Origin of the sequence: Microcoleus asticus IPMA8, from assembly GCF_013179805.1 — a bacterium.
Lineage (GTDB): Bacteria > Cyanobacteriota > Cyanobacteriia > Cyanobacteriales > Microcoleaceae > Microcoleus > Microcoleus asticus.
Map to the genome: position 1 here is coordinate 13,948 of NZ_SRRZ01000079.1, position 19,938 is coordinate 33,885.

At 45.8% G+C, this 19,938-nt stretch carries 11 protein-coding genes; 4 read left to right on the forward strand and 7 right to left on the reverse strand.

What is annotated here, in order from left to right:
* Positions 1-3: 3 nt before the first annotated feature.
* The 7 genes from E5S67_RS20160 to E5S67_RS20190 all read right to left on the reverse strand — a co-directional run bounded on the left by E5S67_RS20160 (position 4) and on the right by E5S67_RS20190 (position 12,507).
* Complete coding sequence (locus E5S67_RS20160) at positions 4-3,732, reverse strand: PAS domain S-box protein (RefSeq protein ID WP_246276886.1); 3,729 nt, start codon at positions 3,730-3,732, stop codon at positions 4-6.
* Positions 3,733-3,795: 63 nt separating this feature from the next.
* Positions 3,796-6,582 (reverse strand): adenylate/guanylate cyclase domain-containing protein, encoded by a 2,787-nt coding sequence (locus E5S67_RS20165; protein ID WP_172190185.1) that lies wholly within the window; start codon positions 6,580-6,582, stop codon positions 3,796-3,798.
* A gap of 51 nt (positions 6,583-6,633) precedes the next feature.
* Positions 6,634-8,196, reverse strand: coding sequence for a PAS domain-containing sensor histidine kinase (locus E5S67_RS20170; RefSeq protein ID WP_172190186.1), 1,563 nt, complete (start codon positions 8,194-8,196; stop codon positions 6,634-6,636).
* Positions 8,193-8,729 (reverse strand): Rab family GTPase, encoded by a 537-nt coding sequence (locus E5S67_RS20175; protein ID WP_172190187.1) that lies wholly within the window; start codon positions 8,727-8,729, stop codon positions 8,193-8,195. Before E5S67_RS20175 ends, E5S67_RS20170 begins: the two co-directional genes overlap by 4 nt.
* A gap of 2 nt (positions 8,730-8,731) precedes the next feature.
* A complete protein-coding gene (locus E5S67_RS20180; RefSeq protein ID WP_172190188.1) occupies positions 8,732-11,431 on the reverse strand; it encodes an OmpA family protein in 2,700 nt (899 codons plus the stop codon).
* A 6-nt stretch (positions 11,432-11,437) separates the two neighbouring features.
* A complete protein-coding gene (locus tag E5S67_RS20185) occupies positions 11,438-12,046 on the reverse strand; it encodes a hypothetical protein (protein WP_172190189.1) in 609 nt (202 codons plus the stop codon).
* 257 nt (positions 12,047-12,303) lie between these two features.
* A complete protein-coding gene (locus tag E5S67_RS20190) occupies positions 12,304-12,507 on the reverse strand; it encodes a hypothetical protein (protein ID WP_172190190.1) in 204 nt (67 codons plus the stop codon).
* Positions 12,508-13,045: 538 nt separating this feature from the next.
* Here E5S67_RS20190 and alaS point away from each other — a divergent pair.
* From alaS to E5S67_RS20210, 4 genes are all read left to right on the forward strand, one after another.
* Positions 13,046-15,697: an alanine--tRNA ligase gene (alaS, locus tag E5S67_RS20195; RefSeq protein ID WP_172190191.1), complete on the forward strand. Its 2,652-nt coding sequence runs from the start codon at positions 13,046-13,048 to the stop codon at positions 15,695-15,697.
* 216 nt (positions 15,698-15,913) lie between these two features.
* Positions 15,914-19,057, forward strand: coding sequence for a CHAT domain-containing protein (locus tag E5S67_RS20200; protein ID WP_172190192.1), 3,144 nt, complete (start codon positions 15,914-15,916; stop codon positions 19,055-19,057).
* A 255-nt stretch (positions 19,058-19,312) separates the two neighbouring features.
* Complete coding sequence (locus E5S67_RS20205) at positions 19,313-19,675, forward strand: hypothetical protein (protein ID WP_172190193.1); 363 nt, start codon at positions 19,313-19,315, stop codon at positions 19,673-19,675.
* Positions 19,662-19,853 carry a hypothetical protein gene (locus E5S67_RS20210; protein WP_172190194.1) on the forward strand — a complete coding sequence of 64 codons (192 nt, stop codon included), beginning with the start codon at positions 19,662-19,664 and terminating at the stop codon, positions 19,851-19,853. Before E5S67_RS20205 ends, E5S67_RS20210 begins: the two co-directional genes overlap by 14 nt.
* The last annotated feature ends 85 nt before the right edge of the window (positions 19,854-19,938 follow it).

A 19,938-nucleotide genomic window follows, 5' to 3' on the forward strand; every position in this document is an offset into this window, starting at 1 on the left:
ATTTTAGAACCTTTGAGAATAGTTTAACTCGTTAAATCTTAGGTGGAAGGCTGTGCCATTTTGTCTTGACAGTTCGATCTTTCCTTCTAACTGCTCAGTTAAAGTGCAGACAACTTGAAAGCCCATTGAGTTAGTTTTCCGAAAATCTAAGTTTTGAGGAAAGCCGATGCCGTTGTCCTTAACTAAGAGGTTGATCTCTCCATCGCCCGTTTGATAACATTCTACACTAACTGTACCGCTAGTGCCATTAGGAAAAGCGTGTTTGAGGGTATTTGAAACCAATTCATTGGCAATTAAACCGCAGGGACTAGCAGTTTCAATATTTAGGTAAATTGGTTCAGCTAATACCTGCAACTGAATGTGATTGTCACTAATATTGTAAGAGTGAAACAAGTTACTTACTAAATCTTCGAGATATTCGCCAAAATTGATTTGCGCCAGGTTAGTCGAGCGATACAGTTTTTCGTGAATCAGAGCCATAGAGTAAAGGCGATTCTGACTTTCTTCAAACATCTTGGCTATTTGCGGGTCGGCAACTGTGTTAGATTGCAATTCTAACAGACTGGCAACTACGCAGAGGTTGTTTTTGACGCGGTGGTGAATTTCTTTGAGCAAAATTTCTTTTTCTTTGAGGGAGTTTTTCAAATTTGCTTCCGCTTGTTTGCGTTCGCTCAATTCAGCTTGCAGTTGCTGGTAGAGTAGAGATTGCTGAATGGCGATCGCTAATTGATTCACCAACTGGTGAAATAAATTGATTTCCCATTCTTGCCACTCACGAGGGCCATCGCATTGGTGGGCAATCAGCAATCCCCAAAGCCGGCTGTGCTGAATAATCGGCACTACTAACTTTGCCCTAACTTGAAGTTCTTTCATAAACTCCATCACACAAGGTGTAATGCTGGGAGAATCTAGTTCTGAAATCGCAGAAATTCGCCCTTGCAAATAAAGCTGATAACTTTCAAGCGGAAAAACCTCTTCGCCAAAACATCTATCCAGGAGTTGGCTGCATCCTTCTGCCACGGCTTCAGCAATGACTTGCCCGCCCTTTTTGGGTAAAATTTGATAAACCAAAACTCGATCGGCTAACAATACTTGCTGGAGTTCGGCAACCGTAGTGTTGAGAATTTCTTCTAATTGCAAAGACTGGCGGACGCGACGGGCGATCGCCTCCACGAGCCGTTCTCGCTCGAATTGCTGTTGCAGCGCGATTTCGGCATATTTAGAATTGGTGATATCGGCGGCGTAACCAATAATTTCGATCGGAATGCCCCTGCTGTCAACCAATAGTTTCTGTTCCGTCCGCAGCCAGCGGTAAAGTCCATCTCGGTGCAGAAAACGGTACTCGCAAATGCAATTTTTACCCTCGGACAGATTAGAAAACTTTTCTAAAAATAGTCGCCGGTCTTCAGGGTGAATCCGGCTCGACCAAATTTTAGAATCTGCTAACAGTTCTTGGGGTTCGTAGCCAACGATTGCCTTAACGTTGTCGCTAATGTAAGTAGTACAAAAATCTCCTGTAGGTGCGGCAGTAAAAATTACCGCCGGATTAGAAGCCAGTAAAAATTGCAGGCGTTCTTTTAACTGCTGAAATTCCATTTCTGCCCGCTTGCGATAACTGATATCTTCGATCGCCCCCATGCTGTAAAGAGGAATTCCCTCGCGGTCGCGGATCAGCGTCACCGTCAAGTTTGCCCAGATCAGCTCGCCATTCTTCTTAATTAAGCGTTTTTCGATCCCGAAGCGAGAAATATTGCCGCAGACCAACTCCTTGACTTGCTCCAATTCTGCTTGTAAATCTTCTGGATGCGTCAGTTGAGTAAAAGTCATCGTCGCCAACTCCGAATCGCTGTAGCCCAACATCTGGCGGTGAGCTTCATTCACTTTGATAGTGCGGTAGTCGCGCACGCTTGTCAAACCGATCGCGATCGGAGCATCGTCAAATAAGTTGCGAAACTTTTCCTCGCTCTTTTGCAGTGCTGCTTCTGCCTGTTTGCGAGCGGTAATGTCTCGGGCGACCCACATCACCCGATCGAGATCCAGGGGCGAAATACTGGCATCAAACCAGAATAACTTGCAGCCAATTTCCATGCTGTATTCAACTCTGTGGGTTTGCCTAGATGCCAATGTTTGGCGAATGTGGCTCAGCACAAAATTAGCTTCTGCTTCTGGGAAGATTTCGGCGAGGGTTTTGCCCAGGACTTCATTAGCCTGTTTGTACAGCAATTCGGGAGCCGTGGGGGCAATTTTGAGGTAGCGGCCTGTTGCGTCAAAAACCAGCACGATATCCGTCATGGCATTAAACAGCGCCAGCAGTTCGGCTTCGGAGTTTTGGAGTTTTTCTTCGGTCAATTTGCGATCCGTAATGTCGGTGTCAGTGCCAGTCAGCCGGTAGGGCTTGCCGGAAGCCGATCGGATCGCGCTGCCGCGGGCCAGTATCCAGCAGGTGCTGCCGTCTTTGCGCAGCATCCGGTGTTCAACTTCATAACTTTCTGCCACACCATCTAGATAAGCATTTACTGCTTCCGAGACTGCAACTCGATCGTCGGGATGAACGTGAGACACCCAATTTTCCATGCGGTTGGGAATCTCTGCGTCCTGATAGCCCAACAAAGCTTTCAAAGACGGAGCAATGTAGATTTCGTCGGTTTCCAAATTCCAGTCCCAAACCCCCACTTTGCCTGCGGATACTGCCAGTTCGTACCATTGAGTCCGCTGCTGGACTCGCAGTTCTAACTCTGCATTGAGCTGCTGCAAAGCGATTTCTGTTTGTTTGAGCTGCGTGACATCTCGGCCTGCTGCTTGATACTCGACGATTTGTCCGATCTCGTTGAATATAGCCCGATCGATCCACTGCTGCCAGCGAATTTCCCCGCTCGGCAAAATTACTCGGTGTTCGCAAGTAAAAATAGGCTTGTCGGGAGACACAGAAGTATATTGCTCTTGAAAAAATTCTCGGTCTGGTTCTGGGATCAGCGGCATGAAGCTGTTGCCGAGCAAGTCGAACGGTTGCACCCCGAAATAACGGCAGTAAGCTTGATTGACAAATGTGATTTTACCGTCGGGGAGGTAGCGGCAAATCAGTTCGGTTTGGTCTTCCACAATCGCCTGGTAGCGCGCCTCGCTTTGCAGCAGGACATTTTCGGATTTTTTGCGATCGCTGACTCGTTTTTCTAGTTCACAATTGCCGTCTAAAAGTTCGGATTGTTCCTGAAGTTTTGCAGCTTCTTGATGCAGTGTCTCGATCCAGCTATACATTGCTGGGCGAATCCTTTTTTCGCTTACTAAACCTACGGGCTGACCCCGTTCATCCACAATTGGCAAGCAATCAATCGAGTTTTGACAAAATAGCTTAAATGCGGTGAAAATATCTCTAAATTCTGATTCTTTTAAGACAATTAAATTCCGCGTCATTGCGTCGGCAACTTTCATGTCTTGCCATTCGTATTCGGCGGCTAAGTTCAGCACATCTTCCGGGCTTAACAGTCCGACTAGCTGATTTTCATCAACAACTAAGACGGAACTAATCGATGGTTTTACCGTTTCGTTTGAGTGCGGCGGTGAATTAGACAGCGGACAAGGGTCGATCGCCCTACGCATCAGGGCGATCGCATCCCCGAGGCAAGTGGAGGGCGCAACCATCACAGGGTGGCGATCCACAACTTCGTCGGGCGATCGTAAATTTGCCGGCAAATTAGCAAGTTGCATCAGTTTTGGCCAAAAAGTATTGCTCATTAACTTTAGCAACACTTTTTGTCATCAGCCAGAGGACTGATGACTGATGAGTTATGACCGACTTTATTTTTGCCGAAGGAGAATATAAGTTTTCATTTCCCCTTTGCCTTTAACTTCAATAATTCCTCGCTCCTGAAACAAATATTTGTCTGCCACTAACTTATAAGTAGTTTCGCTAACTTGAATCCGCCAAGGCAAACCCTGAGATTCCATGCGGGAAGCAATATTTACCGTGTCGCCCCACAAATCGTAAATAAACTTCTTGATGCCAATTACTCCGGCAACAACCGGGCCGCTGTGAATGCCGATGCGGATGCTAAAATATTTATTATGGCTAGCATTAAATCGGGCTATTTCTGCTTGCATATCTAGGGCCATTTTGGCGATCGCGTCTGCGTGATCTGCCCGGGGATTGGGCAGCCCTCCAACCGCCATGTATGCGTCGCCGATGGTCTTAATTTTTTCTAACCCGTGCCGTTCGCACAAAAGGTCGAATCCTGAGAAAATCTGATTGAGGATCTCCACGAGTTCGATCGGATTCATGACGGCAGACAAAGCAGTAAACCCCACAATGTCGGCGAACAAAACAGTCACTTCCGGAAAGTATTCGGCAATAGTAGTTTCGTTTTGCTTGAGGCGTTCTGCTATTGCCTTGGGTAAGATATTTAACAGCAGGTTTTCTGATTTTTCTTGTTCTTCCCGCAGGGCATCTTCTGCTTGCTTGCGTTCCGTAATGTCATGGTAACTCCAGACTCTGCCGATAATTTGATCTCCGAGCCGCTGCGGTTGCGAATAGCGTTCAAAAAATCTGCCATCTTGAAATTCCAACAAGTCGTAACTTTCGGCTTTTGGCTGTTCGTAAAGCGATTCTATTCTCTCTTGAAATGCTTGGGGATCTTTGAGTTGGTTCAGGACAAAGGCGATCGTTGTGGCGTCGTCTCGGAGTGCCATCACTTCATTAGGTATGCCCCACATTTCCACAAATTCTCGATTGAAAGTGACTATTTTTCCTCTGCTGTCAATAGCTAAAATACCGTCCCCAGTAGAATCAAAAGTTGCTTGCAGCAGGGACACAGATTTTGCGAGGGCGTCTTCTGCCATCTTTCGAGCAGTAATGTCTCGCAAAATAGCGCGAACCGCTACTAGCGAACCTTCCGCAAATTTACAGCTTATGCTACCTTCCAACAAAATTTGTTCGTGATGTTTAGTAATAAATATTGCTCGAATTGAGTCTGGACAAAGTGTATTTTCATTTACGTTTTTATTGATAATAGCTTGATACAATATATCCAGAGACTCTTGGGAACTGTTGGGATGAATAATATCAAACACAGTCATTTGAGCAATTTCTGCTTCGCTGTAGCCCAGAGTTTCCCGCCAAGCCCGATTTACATACAAAAAATGACCGTCGGCTCCAATACTTTGAATTAAGTCAGTAGCATTTTCAAATAAGTCTCGCAGTTGTTCTTCGCTTTCCCGCAAAGCTATTTCCGCTTGCTTGCGCTTGATAAATTGACCCAGTTGGCTGCCGATGGTTGCCATTGTCTGGAGCAATTCTTCATCAAAACACTGCACTTCCCGGCTGAAAAAAATTATTACCCCCAACACAGACCGAGCAGAATTTTCCTGCTCGTAGTCGCCCAAAATTGGGAAGCCAAAAGCTCCGTGCAGTCCTTCTTGGGCGGCGGCGATTTCTCGGCGCAGACAACTGTCGCTTTCTGCGACATCTGCAATCCACTGAGAAGAACCGCTGGCCCAAATGAGACCGGGCAATCCTTCACCAAACGCACAGGTCATTTGTTCGGTAAATTCGGCAAATTTGGGGATAGAAACTGAGCGTTTGGTCCAACTGGCGACGCACCGCAAATTGGGGTCGGAAACCGCAGTTATTCTCTTAGTTTCTGACAGCAGTTTTTCCCCAGCTTCTGGCATCCAAAGTTCGGCAGTATCCCATCCCAAGCTGTCGCAAATTGCGGGGAGAATTGCTGCTAGAGCTTTTTTGATTGTTTCGGATGCCGACAGGATGCGGGTGGTTACGTACTGAACTATTTGTCGCTGGCGGGCGCGCTGTCTATCTGTCACATCGCGGCCGATGTACACGAAATCTTGAACGGCGGCTCTTGCTTCAAAAATACCTTTAATGTCAGTCGAAATCGCCGTACAGGAAAACGAAACTGTTAGTTTTTGTCCGTTTTTTGCCCGGCAAATTACTTCGGTGTTAGTTTGAGATTGTTGAGGTGGATCTTGGCTGACTGCTTGCAAAGAGGAGCCAACAGCAGCAAGAGCGTCTATTTGCTGGCCTACTAATTCTGATTCGCTGTAACCGAACAAATCTTGAGCCGCTTGATTGACTTTTTTAATTTTTCCCGAGGCTGTTATTACCAATAAAACTTCGACCATTGAACTAATAATTTTTTCAACATAATTATTAGTAGCGGCTAAGGTAGTCAACAAAATATTCATTTCATTGGTAGCTTGGACTAGAGTTTGTTCCAAACCCATCCTCTCGGTTACGTCTTCAAAAAATATAATTAATCTCTGATAATTATCGTCATCGGTGAACTCGACGATATACATATCAAAATAAAGCTGCAAGCCATTTCCTAATACCCGCGCGATCGCTTTTAAATCAAAATTGGGCAAACGTCTTTCAAAAATATCGATTAAAATTTCTTCAGTTCCCACCAATTCTGGAAAGGGAATGCGGACATCGTTGCCGGCGACTACTTCCTCGGGACTATCGGCAAACCGCTGCACTTTGAGAGAGATTTCTTGGATTAAAAAGTCTTTATCCAGTGCTAGGTACTCCAAGTGGTGGGGAACTAACAGTTTTTTTAATAAGGTTTTCATGTGAAATTGGTAGTAGTAAATGCGCCTTCTGTTGTACCGAATTATCTGAAATTAATCTATTGGTCTCTGTTTGTAAAAGGGAATTTTGACTGCAAAGGTAGTGCCTAAACCTTTGTCGCTGGAAAATTCGATTTGACCTCCGTGCAACTCTACACACAGCTTCACTATGGATAAACCCAGTCCTGTACCTGGTATTTTTCCGACATTTTGCGCTCGGTAATAAGATTCAAAGAGTTGTTCTCTGTCTTCGATAGGAATGCCAATGCCTGCGTCTTTAATTTGAAATTTAGCTTCTTCATTGTCACAATTTAATTCAAAATAAATATTGCTGTGGATCGGCGAATATTTGACAGCGTTTGACAGCAAATTTGTCAAGATGTGCCGCAGCAATTTTGCATCGAGTGCGGGCCAGTTTTGCGTTTCCTCCGACTCGTTCTCTATTTTTTTTCCGGGCGGAACTAACTCGGGGCAAATAAAATTAATTGTATGATTTTTTGCGTAACTAATTTTAATTGATTCTACTAACTCGCTGCAAAATTTTTGTAAGTCAACTGGTGCGGGATTGAATTCGAGTTTTCCGGCTTCGGCGCTGCTGAGCAACCGCACGTCATCTAATAGCTGAGCCATGTGTTTAGATGCTGATTTAACGTGTTCGAGGTATTCTTGTTTTTCCTCGTGGGTGATTTGGTCGCCGTAGTCTTGGAGGATTTTAGTAGCAAATAATATTGTATTTAAAGGATTGCCAAATTCGTGAGCGAGCATCGAAAAAAAACGAGATTTTACCTGTCTGAGTTCTTGCTCTTTTGCCAAAGAGCGGCGAATTTCTATTTCTTTTTGCTTGCGTTCTGTGATGTCCCTGCCGATATAGATGAAATCGTAAAGTTCCTGTAATTCTGTCTGAATTGGCGCACAGGAAAATTCTACCCAAATTTCTTCTCCTGCTTTAGTAGTGCAGATTACTTCCAGTTCTTTGAGCAGCTCTTTATGAGACAAAATATAGCGGTGGCGAGCTTGGTAAAGCAATTTTTCTTCGACTACTATTGTGGAGAGGGGGCGGCCGATCAATTCTGCTTCGCTGTACCCAAATAACCATTGTGCTGATTGATTGACTGTTTTGATAGTTCCTAATGTTGTTGTCACCAACAAAGCATCGCCCATCGAGCGAATAACTTTATCTATATAATCGTTAGAAGCGGCTAAGGCGCTCACCAAAAGATTAGCTTCATTCGCCCTCTGAATCAACGATTGCTTCATCACCATCTTTTCGGTGGCATCTTCAATCAAAATTAGCAATTTACTGGGCACATCTTCTTGTTCGTCTTCATGTTTGATAGCCAACATATCAAAGTATAAAGGGCGGTTGTGGTCGGCAAACCGAGCGATACCTTTGAGATCAAAACTCGGCAGCCGTCCCATAATGATAGACATGAGGATATTTTCAATGCCAATCAGTTCTGGAAAACTCGTGCGAGCATCTGCACCGGGTATCGCGTAGCCCGGAGTATCGGCATAATGCTGCACTTTGGCGGAGGTTTCTTGAATGATGAAATGGTGATTTACTACAAAATACTCGGTTTTTCGCGGCTCCAACAGCTTTTTCAAAAGGGGGTTCATACTTGTTCTACCATTGTGTAAGCTAGTTTATAGAAGATTTCGTCAACGTCTTTGCCTGTTTTAGCAGATGTCGCGTAAACTGCTATTACTTTGTCTTGACCTATCGAATGGGATATTTCCACTAGCACCCCCAATTTTTCCTCGTCAATCAAGTCTACTTTGTTCAAAGCGACGATTATTGACCCTTTAGGATTGACTGAAGAAAAAAGCTGAATGTGTTCGGAGATTCGCTCAACTGTTTCGGTTCGGCTGACATCGGCAACGATTAAAACGCCGCTAGCTCCCTGCAAGTAAGTTGGTGCTATTCCTTTGAATTTTGTATGCCCTTCTAAGTCCCAAATTAGCAACTGTGCAGTCAAGTTTTCCCGCTGTTTTACGCCTTCTAATTCTACGCTTTTTCTGGAAATTTTTACTCCCACAGTGGACAGGTACTGGTCGCTGAATTGCCGATCGACAAAACGGCGGATCAGGCTGGTTTTGCCGACGCCAAAATCGCCGATCATGCACATTTTTTTAGATATAGTAACTGACATAATTATTTACTGTTTACGGTCTTAGTTATTGGTTCAAATAGCACGCATCTGCTTAAAAGGCGCGGTTGATTGGGTTCCACGTCGGCAGGAGGATTGGGGTTGCCGACGGTTTGGAGGCGCTTCGGGTCAGCACCTTGTCGCACTAAAGCATCTCGCACTGCTTCGGCACGCTTGAGCGACAACTGTTGATTTGTAGCAAGTTCCCCAGTTCGATCGCTGTGTCCAATTATCTTAATATGTTTTTGAGGATATTGAGCCATGAAATTTTTGACACTGGCGATGATTTCTCCATATGTAGAGTCTAATTTTGTGGTTCCTGGCTCGAAGTATATGCGAGTTGTAATTTTCAGGGGATCTAATTTAACCGTACTGATGACCGACTGAACACCTGGAATTTGCTTCAAGGACTGAGCTATTTTCTGTGTGTCTGCTAGGTCCATAACTGTGCCATCTACTGTAACTTTGCGATCGCCATACCGACTAGAAATAGAAACGCCCGACAAGCGGTTCAAAACAGCGGTGATCCGCTGCACTTCAGCCGCTGCCAACACTGGATCTGGGGGAACATCTACAGCAACAATTTTATTTTCTAATTTCAGATTGGGTGCAGTTGATGCAGCTATTTTTGCAGCTTTTGCCCGCAATTGTGCATTTGGCAACTGTCCGGTTAACTTGAGAGTGTTGCCCTCAACGTCGGCATTTAAGCGGTAAACCGCTAATTCTGGGGTCGATGCTAAAGCTAAAGCGGCATTTGCTTCGAGGCGGCGGTCAATGCTGCGGTGGTACTGATAAATTCCCCAAGGTACTAAGATTAAGCTCAGGGCTGTTAAACTGATAGCCGCTAGGGCGATCGGGGGTTTTGTTGATTTTTCTTTGTGAAGCGGGTCGAATAAATTTTTTAGGAACGGGTGCAGCGACTCCGGTATAGTACCGGGATCGCCGTTAAACTCGTGGATTTCTTGAGCGTAATTAAGGATCAGATCACTAACTGTTTGCCGCAGTTTTTTGATAAACAAATGTGGCGGTTCTCCTTTAATCACGACTGCCAGGTAGCAGTATCCCGCTACTTCTAGCATAATCTTGGAGTCGCCGTATTCAATTTGATTGAGTTCGGAAGCTTCTCCGGGTTCAACGATGCACTCGTTAACAAAGCTGCGAATAGCTGTGAGCATTCCTGCTACCATTTCTGATTCTAACTGGTAGCTTTCTGAGTTTTGAACTTCGGAAATAATCAAGCCTGATGCTTTGTGAATTAAGAATGCTGCTTGGACGGTAAAGGGTACTGATTCTTGGAGGATTAATTCAGCTTCGGAGACTCGTTGTACTTTGGAACGAATTTTTCTCTGGAATCCTTCGACGCTGATGGCATTGGACACTTTTTCATTGATTGTCTTGATAGCTTCTGCCATGTATCGAGCAATTGTACTGCCAATTACGGGATAGAGGGCATCCACCATAGAGTCGCGTTCGAGTTTTATTTGGGCTGTAATCGCTTTGCCCATTTCCGGGGCAAGGGCCTGGGCGATCGACTCTTGGTCGAGGCGAATTTGCTCTTTAATTGCCAGACCGATTTCTGGGGCGATCGCGCGAGCAATATCCGCTGGCGAATTGACTATTTGTTGAGCAAGTGCGTCGGGCAGCAGCTCAGCTATTGCCGCACTCATTGCCGACTTATTTTCCTGAGTTTTTGCCTTAATCACTTCGTCAATAATTGGCCCGATCGCCTTGACAACTTCTTCTCTGGAATCGGCAATTTTGCGGCTGAGAATTTCTGCGATCCAAGGCAGCATCAACTCAATCAACTCTTGGGGCTCGTAGATTTGGTGCTCCAATTTTCCTAATTTATCGTCGATTGTTGCCATCAAGTGGCGCACCCCCGGCAAATCGTTTTCTGCCAGCAGATTTTTGACTTGCTCGATATCTGATATTTTTGAGCCGAAAATTAGAGTTTGCAGCGTTTCCATCGCGCTGTCGGCTTGATTTAAGTCTTGTTTAATTTGGCCTAATATTTCTGTCGGCTGTTCTAGTAAGTTTGGGATTTCTAGAGCCGAAGCCATCGCAGCATCTAAATATCCAGTTTCTGGTGGATTTGAGACTGGGGAAACTATGGGGTTATGGGGAATTACCGAGAATTTGGACTCGGTTTCGGGAGGGGAAACATCCTGTAAATGCCGATCGAACCCGTGGGATTTTTGAGCCTGTACTTCCTGTAGAGAATCTTTCATTGTCAAGTTAGACAACTCTTGGAGTGGCTCTGATTTCTCCTCCAAGTCCGGCTGGACGATCGCTGAAACATCTATAGTTTTAGCGGAGGAATAGTTTTTTTCGAGTTCTGAAGTGTTCAGTTTTTGAGTAGCGAACAGCAAACTTTTAAACTCGTCTGCAACAGCCAGGGAATCGCCAGACTCCGGTTTGCGATCGCCAGTTTCGGGCAGACTCGCTGCAACTTCCTCTTGCTTTTCTGAAGAAATACCTAACAAATCCATCAACCCGCCGAGAGCCCCAGCTCGATCGTTTTCGCTGCTGCTGTCACCTTCGGGCTCTGCATTTTGCTGGTTTGAACCAGCAATAATTTTGAGATCGACTAACAGATTCAGCAAGGGTTCTAGCTGGGTTGCTGCATCGGCAGCGGACTCGTCAGGTTTAGAAACAAAACCCTCTAACTCATCTTCGTCAGCCGGATTTTCTTTCGGTAAAGCCATGCGTTATTATCCGTGATGGTGGCGCTCCGGCAACAGAAATTCGGTATTTAACTTATTATCAGCAACGCCTTTAAGTTCGGGGACAAATTCTGTTCCTTTGAGCCTCATGCCGAGTTCAAACAGAATTTCTGCCATGTCGTCTCGGGAAACTTTAACATCTCTGAGCATGGAAAAGCGGCGATCTAGTTCTTCAAAAACCTGTGTTTTCAAAGTGCGGGTTTCTTCAGATAGTCGCTCTCTGGTTTGGGAGAGTTCGTCGCGAAGCGAACTGGTTTGATTGTCCATCGCCTCGTCCAGGGCTTCCATGCTGCTGGAGAATTTGCGGTTAACGCGATCGACTTGCTGACGGATGTCTGCGCTTTCTTCTTGGGTGTTTGAGGTGAGCGATTTAACTTTCTTTTCTAACGAATCAACTGCCGCCTTCATTTCTGCTGACAGAACTGTTTTTACTTGTTCGATGCGAGCTTGCATATCTTGCTGCATCATCGACAAGTCTGAATCTATTTTATCGAAGCGATTGTCGTATTCTCTAAGCTGCGCTCCAAAAATTATATCGCGAATCTGGTCGATATTTCCCAGCCGTTCGCGCATTTCTTCTTTAGTTATTTCTGCCATGCTTGTACCTGGAATCTCCAGAGATTGTGAGTTTAAGAAGTGTGCTAGTGATTTACGACAGTTGTTAGTGGCACTAGCTTTTTTGAGTGGGCGGGCTTTTATTGTTTGAACTCTCACCCCTGCGTCGGGGATGGAATTTTTGAGAATATTAACTCTAAATATCCTGAGATTCAAATTATTGAGCCAGGTTTTGTCACCACAAATGAATGGCGGTTTGCTATCCTTGCCTTGCAGCAAGCTCACAGAAGCGTAGACTGCTATAAAGCGGGGTAGGTTTTAATGTCTTGACTGACATCTTCAATCATATCGCATCTTGAGTGTGCCTCATACCACAGGGCTTGAACCCCGGCAAAAACCTGCGGCCGCGATCGCACAGGTCTTATGTATAAGATATAACTCAAAAGCTGCACCGATCGATCGCCGATCGGCTCCGAGGGAAGTTTCTTTTCAGCAAAAAGCATTTATGCCGTCGAACTATGCCCTCTGTCCCTCTCTAACCCTCTCCTCTTGCGATCGCCCTATAACAATTCATAGGGCCCGATCGACAGCGACCAGACCCAATAATAGGAGAGCTTTGTTTTTTCTAACAAACGAGATGTGTTTCCGATTGAGAACTGTTACTTACTAGGGTTTACAACTTGTGCAGCTTTACTTTTAATTTGCAACTACAACTAAGTCTGACTCGACTGCGGTTTGGCTTGACTGCTCGATCGGCAGTTCGCCACTATTCCAAGTTGTGTTCGGTTAATTTCTGCTGCGCCTGGGAATCTAGACCGGAGACACCATGCCTATATCCTCGAACTTTCTTTCTAAATATAGTGACCTCCTTTCTCTTTCTGTCCGGGTGTCTATTATTAAGTTAGCACGAGCTTTCCGAGCAGTAAAGCACTATTTGCAAAACTTGATAGGTCTTTACATTACTAAGTATAATGATATAAATATCCACATAGATGTAAGTTCTATTGCTGCTACATCTTTACATACTTAACTGTTTTTGTCATGTCTATTTCTCCTAAGTTTCTCAGTGGCAGCCAAATCCGCCAAACATTCCTCGACTTTTATGCTCAGCGGGGACATAAAATCTTGCCGAGTGCTTCTTTGGTGCCCGAAGATCCGACAGTGTTGCTGACGATCGCCGGAATGCTGCAATTTAAACCGATATTCCTCGGACAGCGCGCCGCCGAATCACCGCGCGCCACCACTTCTCAAAAGTGCATCCGCACCAACGACATCGAAAACGTCGGCCGCACCGCCCGCCACCACACATTTTTTGAAATGTTGGGCAATTTCAGTTTCGGGGATTATTTCAAGAAACAGGCGATCGCCTGGGCGTGGGAACTTTCCACCGAAGTTTTCGGTTTACCAGCATCCAATTTAGTTGTTAGCGTTTTCCGAGAAGATGACGAAGCTTTTGCGATTTGGCGCGATGAAATTGGCATTCCGGGCGATCGCATTCAGCGCATGGGAGAAGATGACAATTTCTGGCAATCCGGCCCGACTGGCCCCTGCGGGCCGTGTTCGGAGATTTACTACGATTTTCACCCAGAAAGAGGCGACAATATTGACCTCGAAGATGATAGCAGGTTTATTGAATTCTACAACCTGGTTTTCATGCAGTACAATAAAGATGCAGAGGGCAATTTAACACCCCTGCAAAATCAAAATATTGATACTGGAATGGGACTGGAACGGATGGCGCAAATCCTCCAGAAAGTCCCCAATAATTACGAAACAGATTTGATTTTTCCGATCATTCAATCGGCGGCTGAACTTGCCGGGATTGATTACCACAATAGCGATGAAAAAGTCAAGGTTTCGCTGAAAGTAATTGGCGACCACATTCGGGCTGTGGTGCACATGATTGCGGACGAAATTCGCGCGTCGAATGTTGGTCGGGGTTACATTTTGCGCCGGTTGATTCGCCGGGTGGTGCGCCACGGGCGGCTGATTGGAATTCAGGGCGAATTTACGGTGCGGGTGGCTGAAAGTGCGATCGCCCTTTCGGAAGCAGCTTATCCGAACGTGCGGCAGCGGGAAGCTCAAATTAAGGCGGAATTGGCAAGGGAAGAAGCGCAGTTTCTCAAGACTTTGGAACGCGGAGAGAAGCTGCTGGAGGAAATTGTCGATCGCACAAAACAGCAAACCAACCAACAAATCAGCGGTAAAGATGCTTTCACTCTTTACGATACCTACGGTTTCCCCTTAGAACTGACTCAAGAAATTGCTGAGGAACAGGGAATTACTGTTGATTTGGACGGCTTTGAAGCAGCGATGAAGGAACAGCAAATTCGCGCTAAAGATGCTCGCCAAACAATCGATTTGACGGTGCAGGGTTCTTTGGATAAGTTGGCTGAAACCATCCAAGGAACTGAGTTTGTCGGTTATGCTGAATTGTCGAGTTTAGCTGAGGTGGAAGTTATCTTGGTTGACGGCAAATCTGTGGAGGAAGCAGCCGCCGGTACTGAGGTACAAGTTGTTTTGAACCAAACGCCGTTTTATGCTGAATCCGGCGGACAAATTGGGGATAAAGGTTATTTGAAAAGCGGAGATAATGGTGATGGTTTGTTAGTAAGAGTTGATGATGTGAAGAAGGAATCGGATTTCTTCGTGCATTTCGGCTTGGTGGAACGGGGAACCCTGAGAGTTGGCGATAGTATTACTGCGAAAATTGACAATAGCGGTCGCCGCCGAATTCAAGCAAACCACACAGCAACTCACTTATTACAATCAGCTTTGCGGAAAATTGTGGACGATTCGATTTCGCAAGCTGGTTCGCTGGTATCGTCTGAGAGATTGCGGTTTGATTTCAATTCTCCGCGCGCTGTCACAGCAGAAGAGTTGCAGAAAATTGAGGATTTAGTTAATAGTTGGATTGCTGAGGCGCACGCTGCGGTCGTTGCAGAAATGCCGATCGCCCAAGCGAGAGAAAAAGGCGCGACTGCGATGTTTGGCGAGAAGTACGGCGATGTGGTGCGGGTTATCGATTTTCCCGGCGTTTCGATGGAATTATGCGGCGGAACTCACGTCAGCAATACGGCAGAAATCGGGCTGTTTAAAATTGTTTCCGAAGCGGGGGTAGCGGCGGGAACTCGCAGGATTGAAGCGGTTTCTGGTCAAGCTGTTTTGGACTATTTGAATGTGCGCGATAAGGTGGTGCGCGATTTGGGCGATCGATTTAAGGCGAAGCCTGAAGAATTGCCGAACCGGATTACTAATTTGCAGAATGAGTTGAAGGATACTCAGAAACATTTGGCTGCTGTGAAGTCGGAATTGGCGATCGCGAAATCTGACCAGTTGCTGAGTGCGGCTGAGGATCTCGGCGAATTCAAAATCATTGTAGCTCAATTGGGTGATGTGGATACAGAAGCGCTGAAAACTGCGGCGGAAAGATTGCAGCAAAAGTTAGGAAATGCTGCGGTTGTTTTGGCATCAATTCCTGAACCGGATAAGGTAAGTTTGGTTGCAGCTTTTAGTCCTGAAGTCAATAAGAAAGGATTGCAAGCTGGCAAGTTTATCGGGGGAATTGCTCAAATTTGCGGCGGAAAAGGCGGCGGGCGGCCGAATTTGGCCCAAGCTGGCGGACGCGATGCAAGTAAGTTGCAGGAAGCGTTGGAAAGTGCTCGCAATCAGTTAGCTGAAGGGTTGGGTTAATTAGTCGGATCAGGTGATTTCGGGGAAACTGTAGGGGCGGGTTTTACCAACCATAATTGCCAATAACCGACAATCTCATAAACCCGCCCCCACCCAACGAAAAATCACAATGTACATGGTGCTTGTAGGGGCGGGTTCACCAACAATAATCGTCAATAATCGACAATCTCGAAAACCCGCCCCCACCCAACGAAAAATACCAACCTACATTTTCCGATGCGATGCAAATTCCAGGTTGATGTGGGCGATCGGTGGTGGGGGGCGGGTTTATCTAGATTGTTAGTATTTGTTAGAGATTGTTGGTGGAACCCGCCCCTACAAAATCTGGGTAAAGCTATTGTGCAAAAATCCCTGGTTTTTCACGCGCAAAAAATGTACAATATCCCAAACATGGGTAGTGCAATGAAAAGCAAAAAACAAACCTATTTCGACCTGATCGAATCCCTGATTAACTCCCCCAACAAGGAAGCACAAATCGCCATCCTGAAAGCCAAGGGAAAACGGATCGATGATGACTTGGCGGGATTTTTACGGAAGTGGGCAACTAAAATCATAGCAGAAAAGAATTTCCGCCAAGCTAGAGACATTATTATTAATATTTTAAAATTCAGTAACTTGATTCAACAGTTTCCACTGGGTAGCAAAAGCAGCAATATGGAAATTGCCATTGCAGGCTACGAGGTGGCACTGAAAATTTTTAACCGATATAATTATGCAGAAGAATGGGCGCTGACTCAAAATAATTTAGCAAATGCTTACAGCCAGAGAATCAAGGAAGACAGAGCCGAGAATCTCGAAAAGGCGATCGCCTGTTATCTAGCCGCTTTACCAGTTTACACCCGCGAAGCTTGGCCCCAAGATTGGGCAATGACTCAAAATAATTTAGCAGCAGCTTACAGTCACAGAATCAAGGAAGACAGAGCCGAGAATCTCGAAAAGGCGATCGCCTGTTATCTAGCTGCTTTACAAGTTCGTACCCGCGAAGCTTGGCCCCTACAATGGGCAACGACTCAAAATAATTTAGCAAATGCTTATTTATACAGAATCAAGGAAGACAGAGCCGAGAATCTCGAAAAGGCGATCGCGTGTTATCTAGCTGCTTTACAAGTTTGTACCCGCGAAGCTTTGCCCCTACAATGGGCAACGACTCAAAATAATTTAGCAAATGCTTATTTATACAGAATCAAGGAAGACAGAGCCGAGAATCTCGAAAAAGCAATCGCCTGTTATCTAGCTGCTTTACAAGTTCGTACCCGCGAAGCTTTGCCCCTAGATTGGGCAACGACTCAAAATAATTTAGCAGCAGCTTACAGTGACAGAATCAAGGAAGACAGAGCCGAGAATCTCGAAAAGGCGATCGCCTGTTATCAAGCAGCTTTACAAGTTCGCACTCCCACAACTTTGCCAATAGATTGTCTACAAACAGGGCGAAACTTAGGCGATTTAGGATTTGCAGAAAGTTTGTGGGAAACAGCCATATTCGGCTACGAAAAAGCCATAGAAGCAGTCGAACAAAGCCGCGAGTGGATCACATCCGACAACCGCAAACGAGAAATCATCGAAGAAAATCTCGATGTCTACGAAAAAATGATGCAATCCTGCATCAATCACCAACAATATGACAAAGCGCTGCAAACAATCGAACGCAGCAAATCCCGCTACCTAGTCGAACTCTTCACCAACAGCGAAATCTACCCCAAAACAGCCACCGAAACCGAGAAACAGCAACTCCAAAACCTGCGTCGCCAAATCGCCGCCTCCCAACAACTCCTAGAAACAGAAACCCCATCTCCTCCCCCTCTTTCCCCCCCCCTTACCAAGGGGGGGCCGGGGGGGGTTCCCGAAGACTCTCCCTCACAACCCACAACCCAAACCCGCAGCCTCAGCCCCGAATATTTCCAACAACAAAAAGCCAAATTAGAAACAACATCACAGCAACTAACACAACTGCTGGAACAGATAAAACAGCGAGAACCAGAATTCACCCTAACTCAAAAAGTCGAACCCATAGACATCACCAAATTCCAACAAACCTTAGACACCGAAACAGCGATCGTAGAATGGTACATCGGCAATAACTCCTACCCCGATGATAGCTGGGGAGGATCGGCCTTCATCATCACCCGCGACAGCATAAAACCAGTCACATATACCACAACCGAAATAGCCGAATTAGAAACCTGGAAAAACAACTATCTCGACGAATACCGCAACCAAAACACCAACAAAACCTGGCAAAAAACCCTATCCCAAAAACTCCAAAAACTCTCAGAAATCCTGCGACTAAACGAGATAATCGCCCACATCCCCCCCAACTGCAAACAACTAATCCTAGTACCCCACCGCTACCTGCACCTATTCCCCCTCCACGCCCTACAATTCACCTCAGAGGGCGGGCACGGGGGCACCGCCCCTACCAGGTACTTGTTAGACTGCTTCCCCGCAGGCGTAAAATACGCCCCCAGCTTGCAACTGCTGCAACTCGTAAAAAATCGCATCGCCACCAGAAACTCCCCCCCACCAAATCAGCAACAACTATTCGCCCTCCAGAATCCCACCGAAGACTTATTCAACGCCGACATGGAAGTAGAAACCATCAAAACCCGATTCAATCCCCATCAAATTTTACTCAAAAAACAAGCCACAAAAACCGCCCTCAACGAAAACCGAGAAAACCTCTCAAACGCCAGCTACCTGCACTTTTCCTGTCACGGCGTATTCAACTTTGACAATCCGCTGCTGTCATCCCTAGTGTTAGCCGATTCCCTGGAACCGGTATTAGAAATTAACCCCCCCCAACCCCCCCTTGCTAAGGGGGGGCTAGAAGAAAATCCCCTTGCTAAGGGGGGGCTAGAAAAAGATGGGCTAGAAACAAAACGCTATGTCACCCTACGCAGCGGCAGAAAAGCCATCCCAGAAAAATGCCTCACCCTGCGAGAAATCTTTGCCGATTTGCAGTTACCGCAGTGCAGTCTCGTCACACTTTCCGCCTGCGAAACCGGGTTAACCACCTCAACCGCAATGACGGATGAATACATTGGTTTACCCAGCGGTTTTTTGTATGCGGGTAGCATGAATGTTGTCAGCAGTCTGTGGGCTGTCGATGATTTTGCGACGGCAATTTTGATGATTAAATTTTATCAGGAATTGCCGGATGCAGATTCAGTAGCCCTCGCATTGAATGCGGCGCAAAACTGGATGCGCGGGGTGAGTATGGAGGATGTTAGAGTTTGGGTAAAATTGTTAAATTTAGATGAAAAATCTAGACAAAGTGTGGAATTATGGTTAGTGTGTTCGAGTGAGGAACAGCCGTTCCGCGATCCGAAATATTGGGCGGCATTCTGTGCGACGGGATATTAAGTTAGGTGTGCAATCAGGATTTTGTAGGGGCGGGTTTTACAAACAATATAGAACGATGACCAACAATCTACATAAACCCGCCCCCACCCCACCAATAACCCACATCAACCTGAAATTTGCATTGAATGTTAAAATGTAGGTGATGATTTGTCGTTGGGTGGGGGCGGGTTTTTGAGATTGTTTGTTTCAGGCAATTATTGTTGGTGAAACCCGCCCCTACAAATTTATATTTTTTAAATCACGGGAGTAATTACAATGGAACCAGAAAAAGTGATCGCTATCTTTCTCAAATGGCTGCACGAAAATCCGAGTATCTTCATGCCGACAGCATGGAAAAAATTACCCAAATTAGAGGAAGAAATAGCAGAATCCGCCGATGAAGAATTGTTTCCCATTGCTTTCACTATCAGCAAGTGGTGTGGCAAGAATGGATTGGGAGACGCATTAAGAGATTGTCTGCGGAAAGAAATCGACGATGCGGGCGAACCCACCCCAAGTACAACACCGCCGCTAACCAATATCACTCAAACTCTGCGTCAAAGCATTGAAGATAGCTACAAAAAACTTCAAGAAATCGCACAAGATAATCAATCAGATATCAGCAATGACTCCAAGTAGCAAAATCTATGCCCCCAACGTCTATTTGTTTGCCTTTCACCTCTGCCAACCCCTAGAATCAGAGTCGAGTTCCCCTGTGGAATTCGCCCGTTTGTGGCAGAAGTGCGATGAGATTTTGCAAACTAAATTAGCAGTCGGTACGGCATTCAACGGCAGCTACTTGTCCAAAAAAGCTTAGTGGTGCAGAAAACTCCTGAGATGCTTAAGGAGCCTAGAGAATCATAGTTAATGGAGAAAAGGGGCTTGCGCCGTGGTTCGATTGT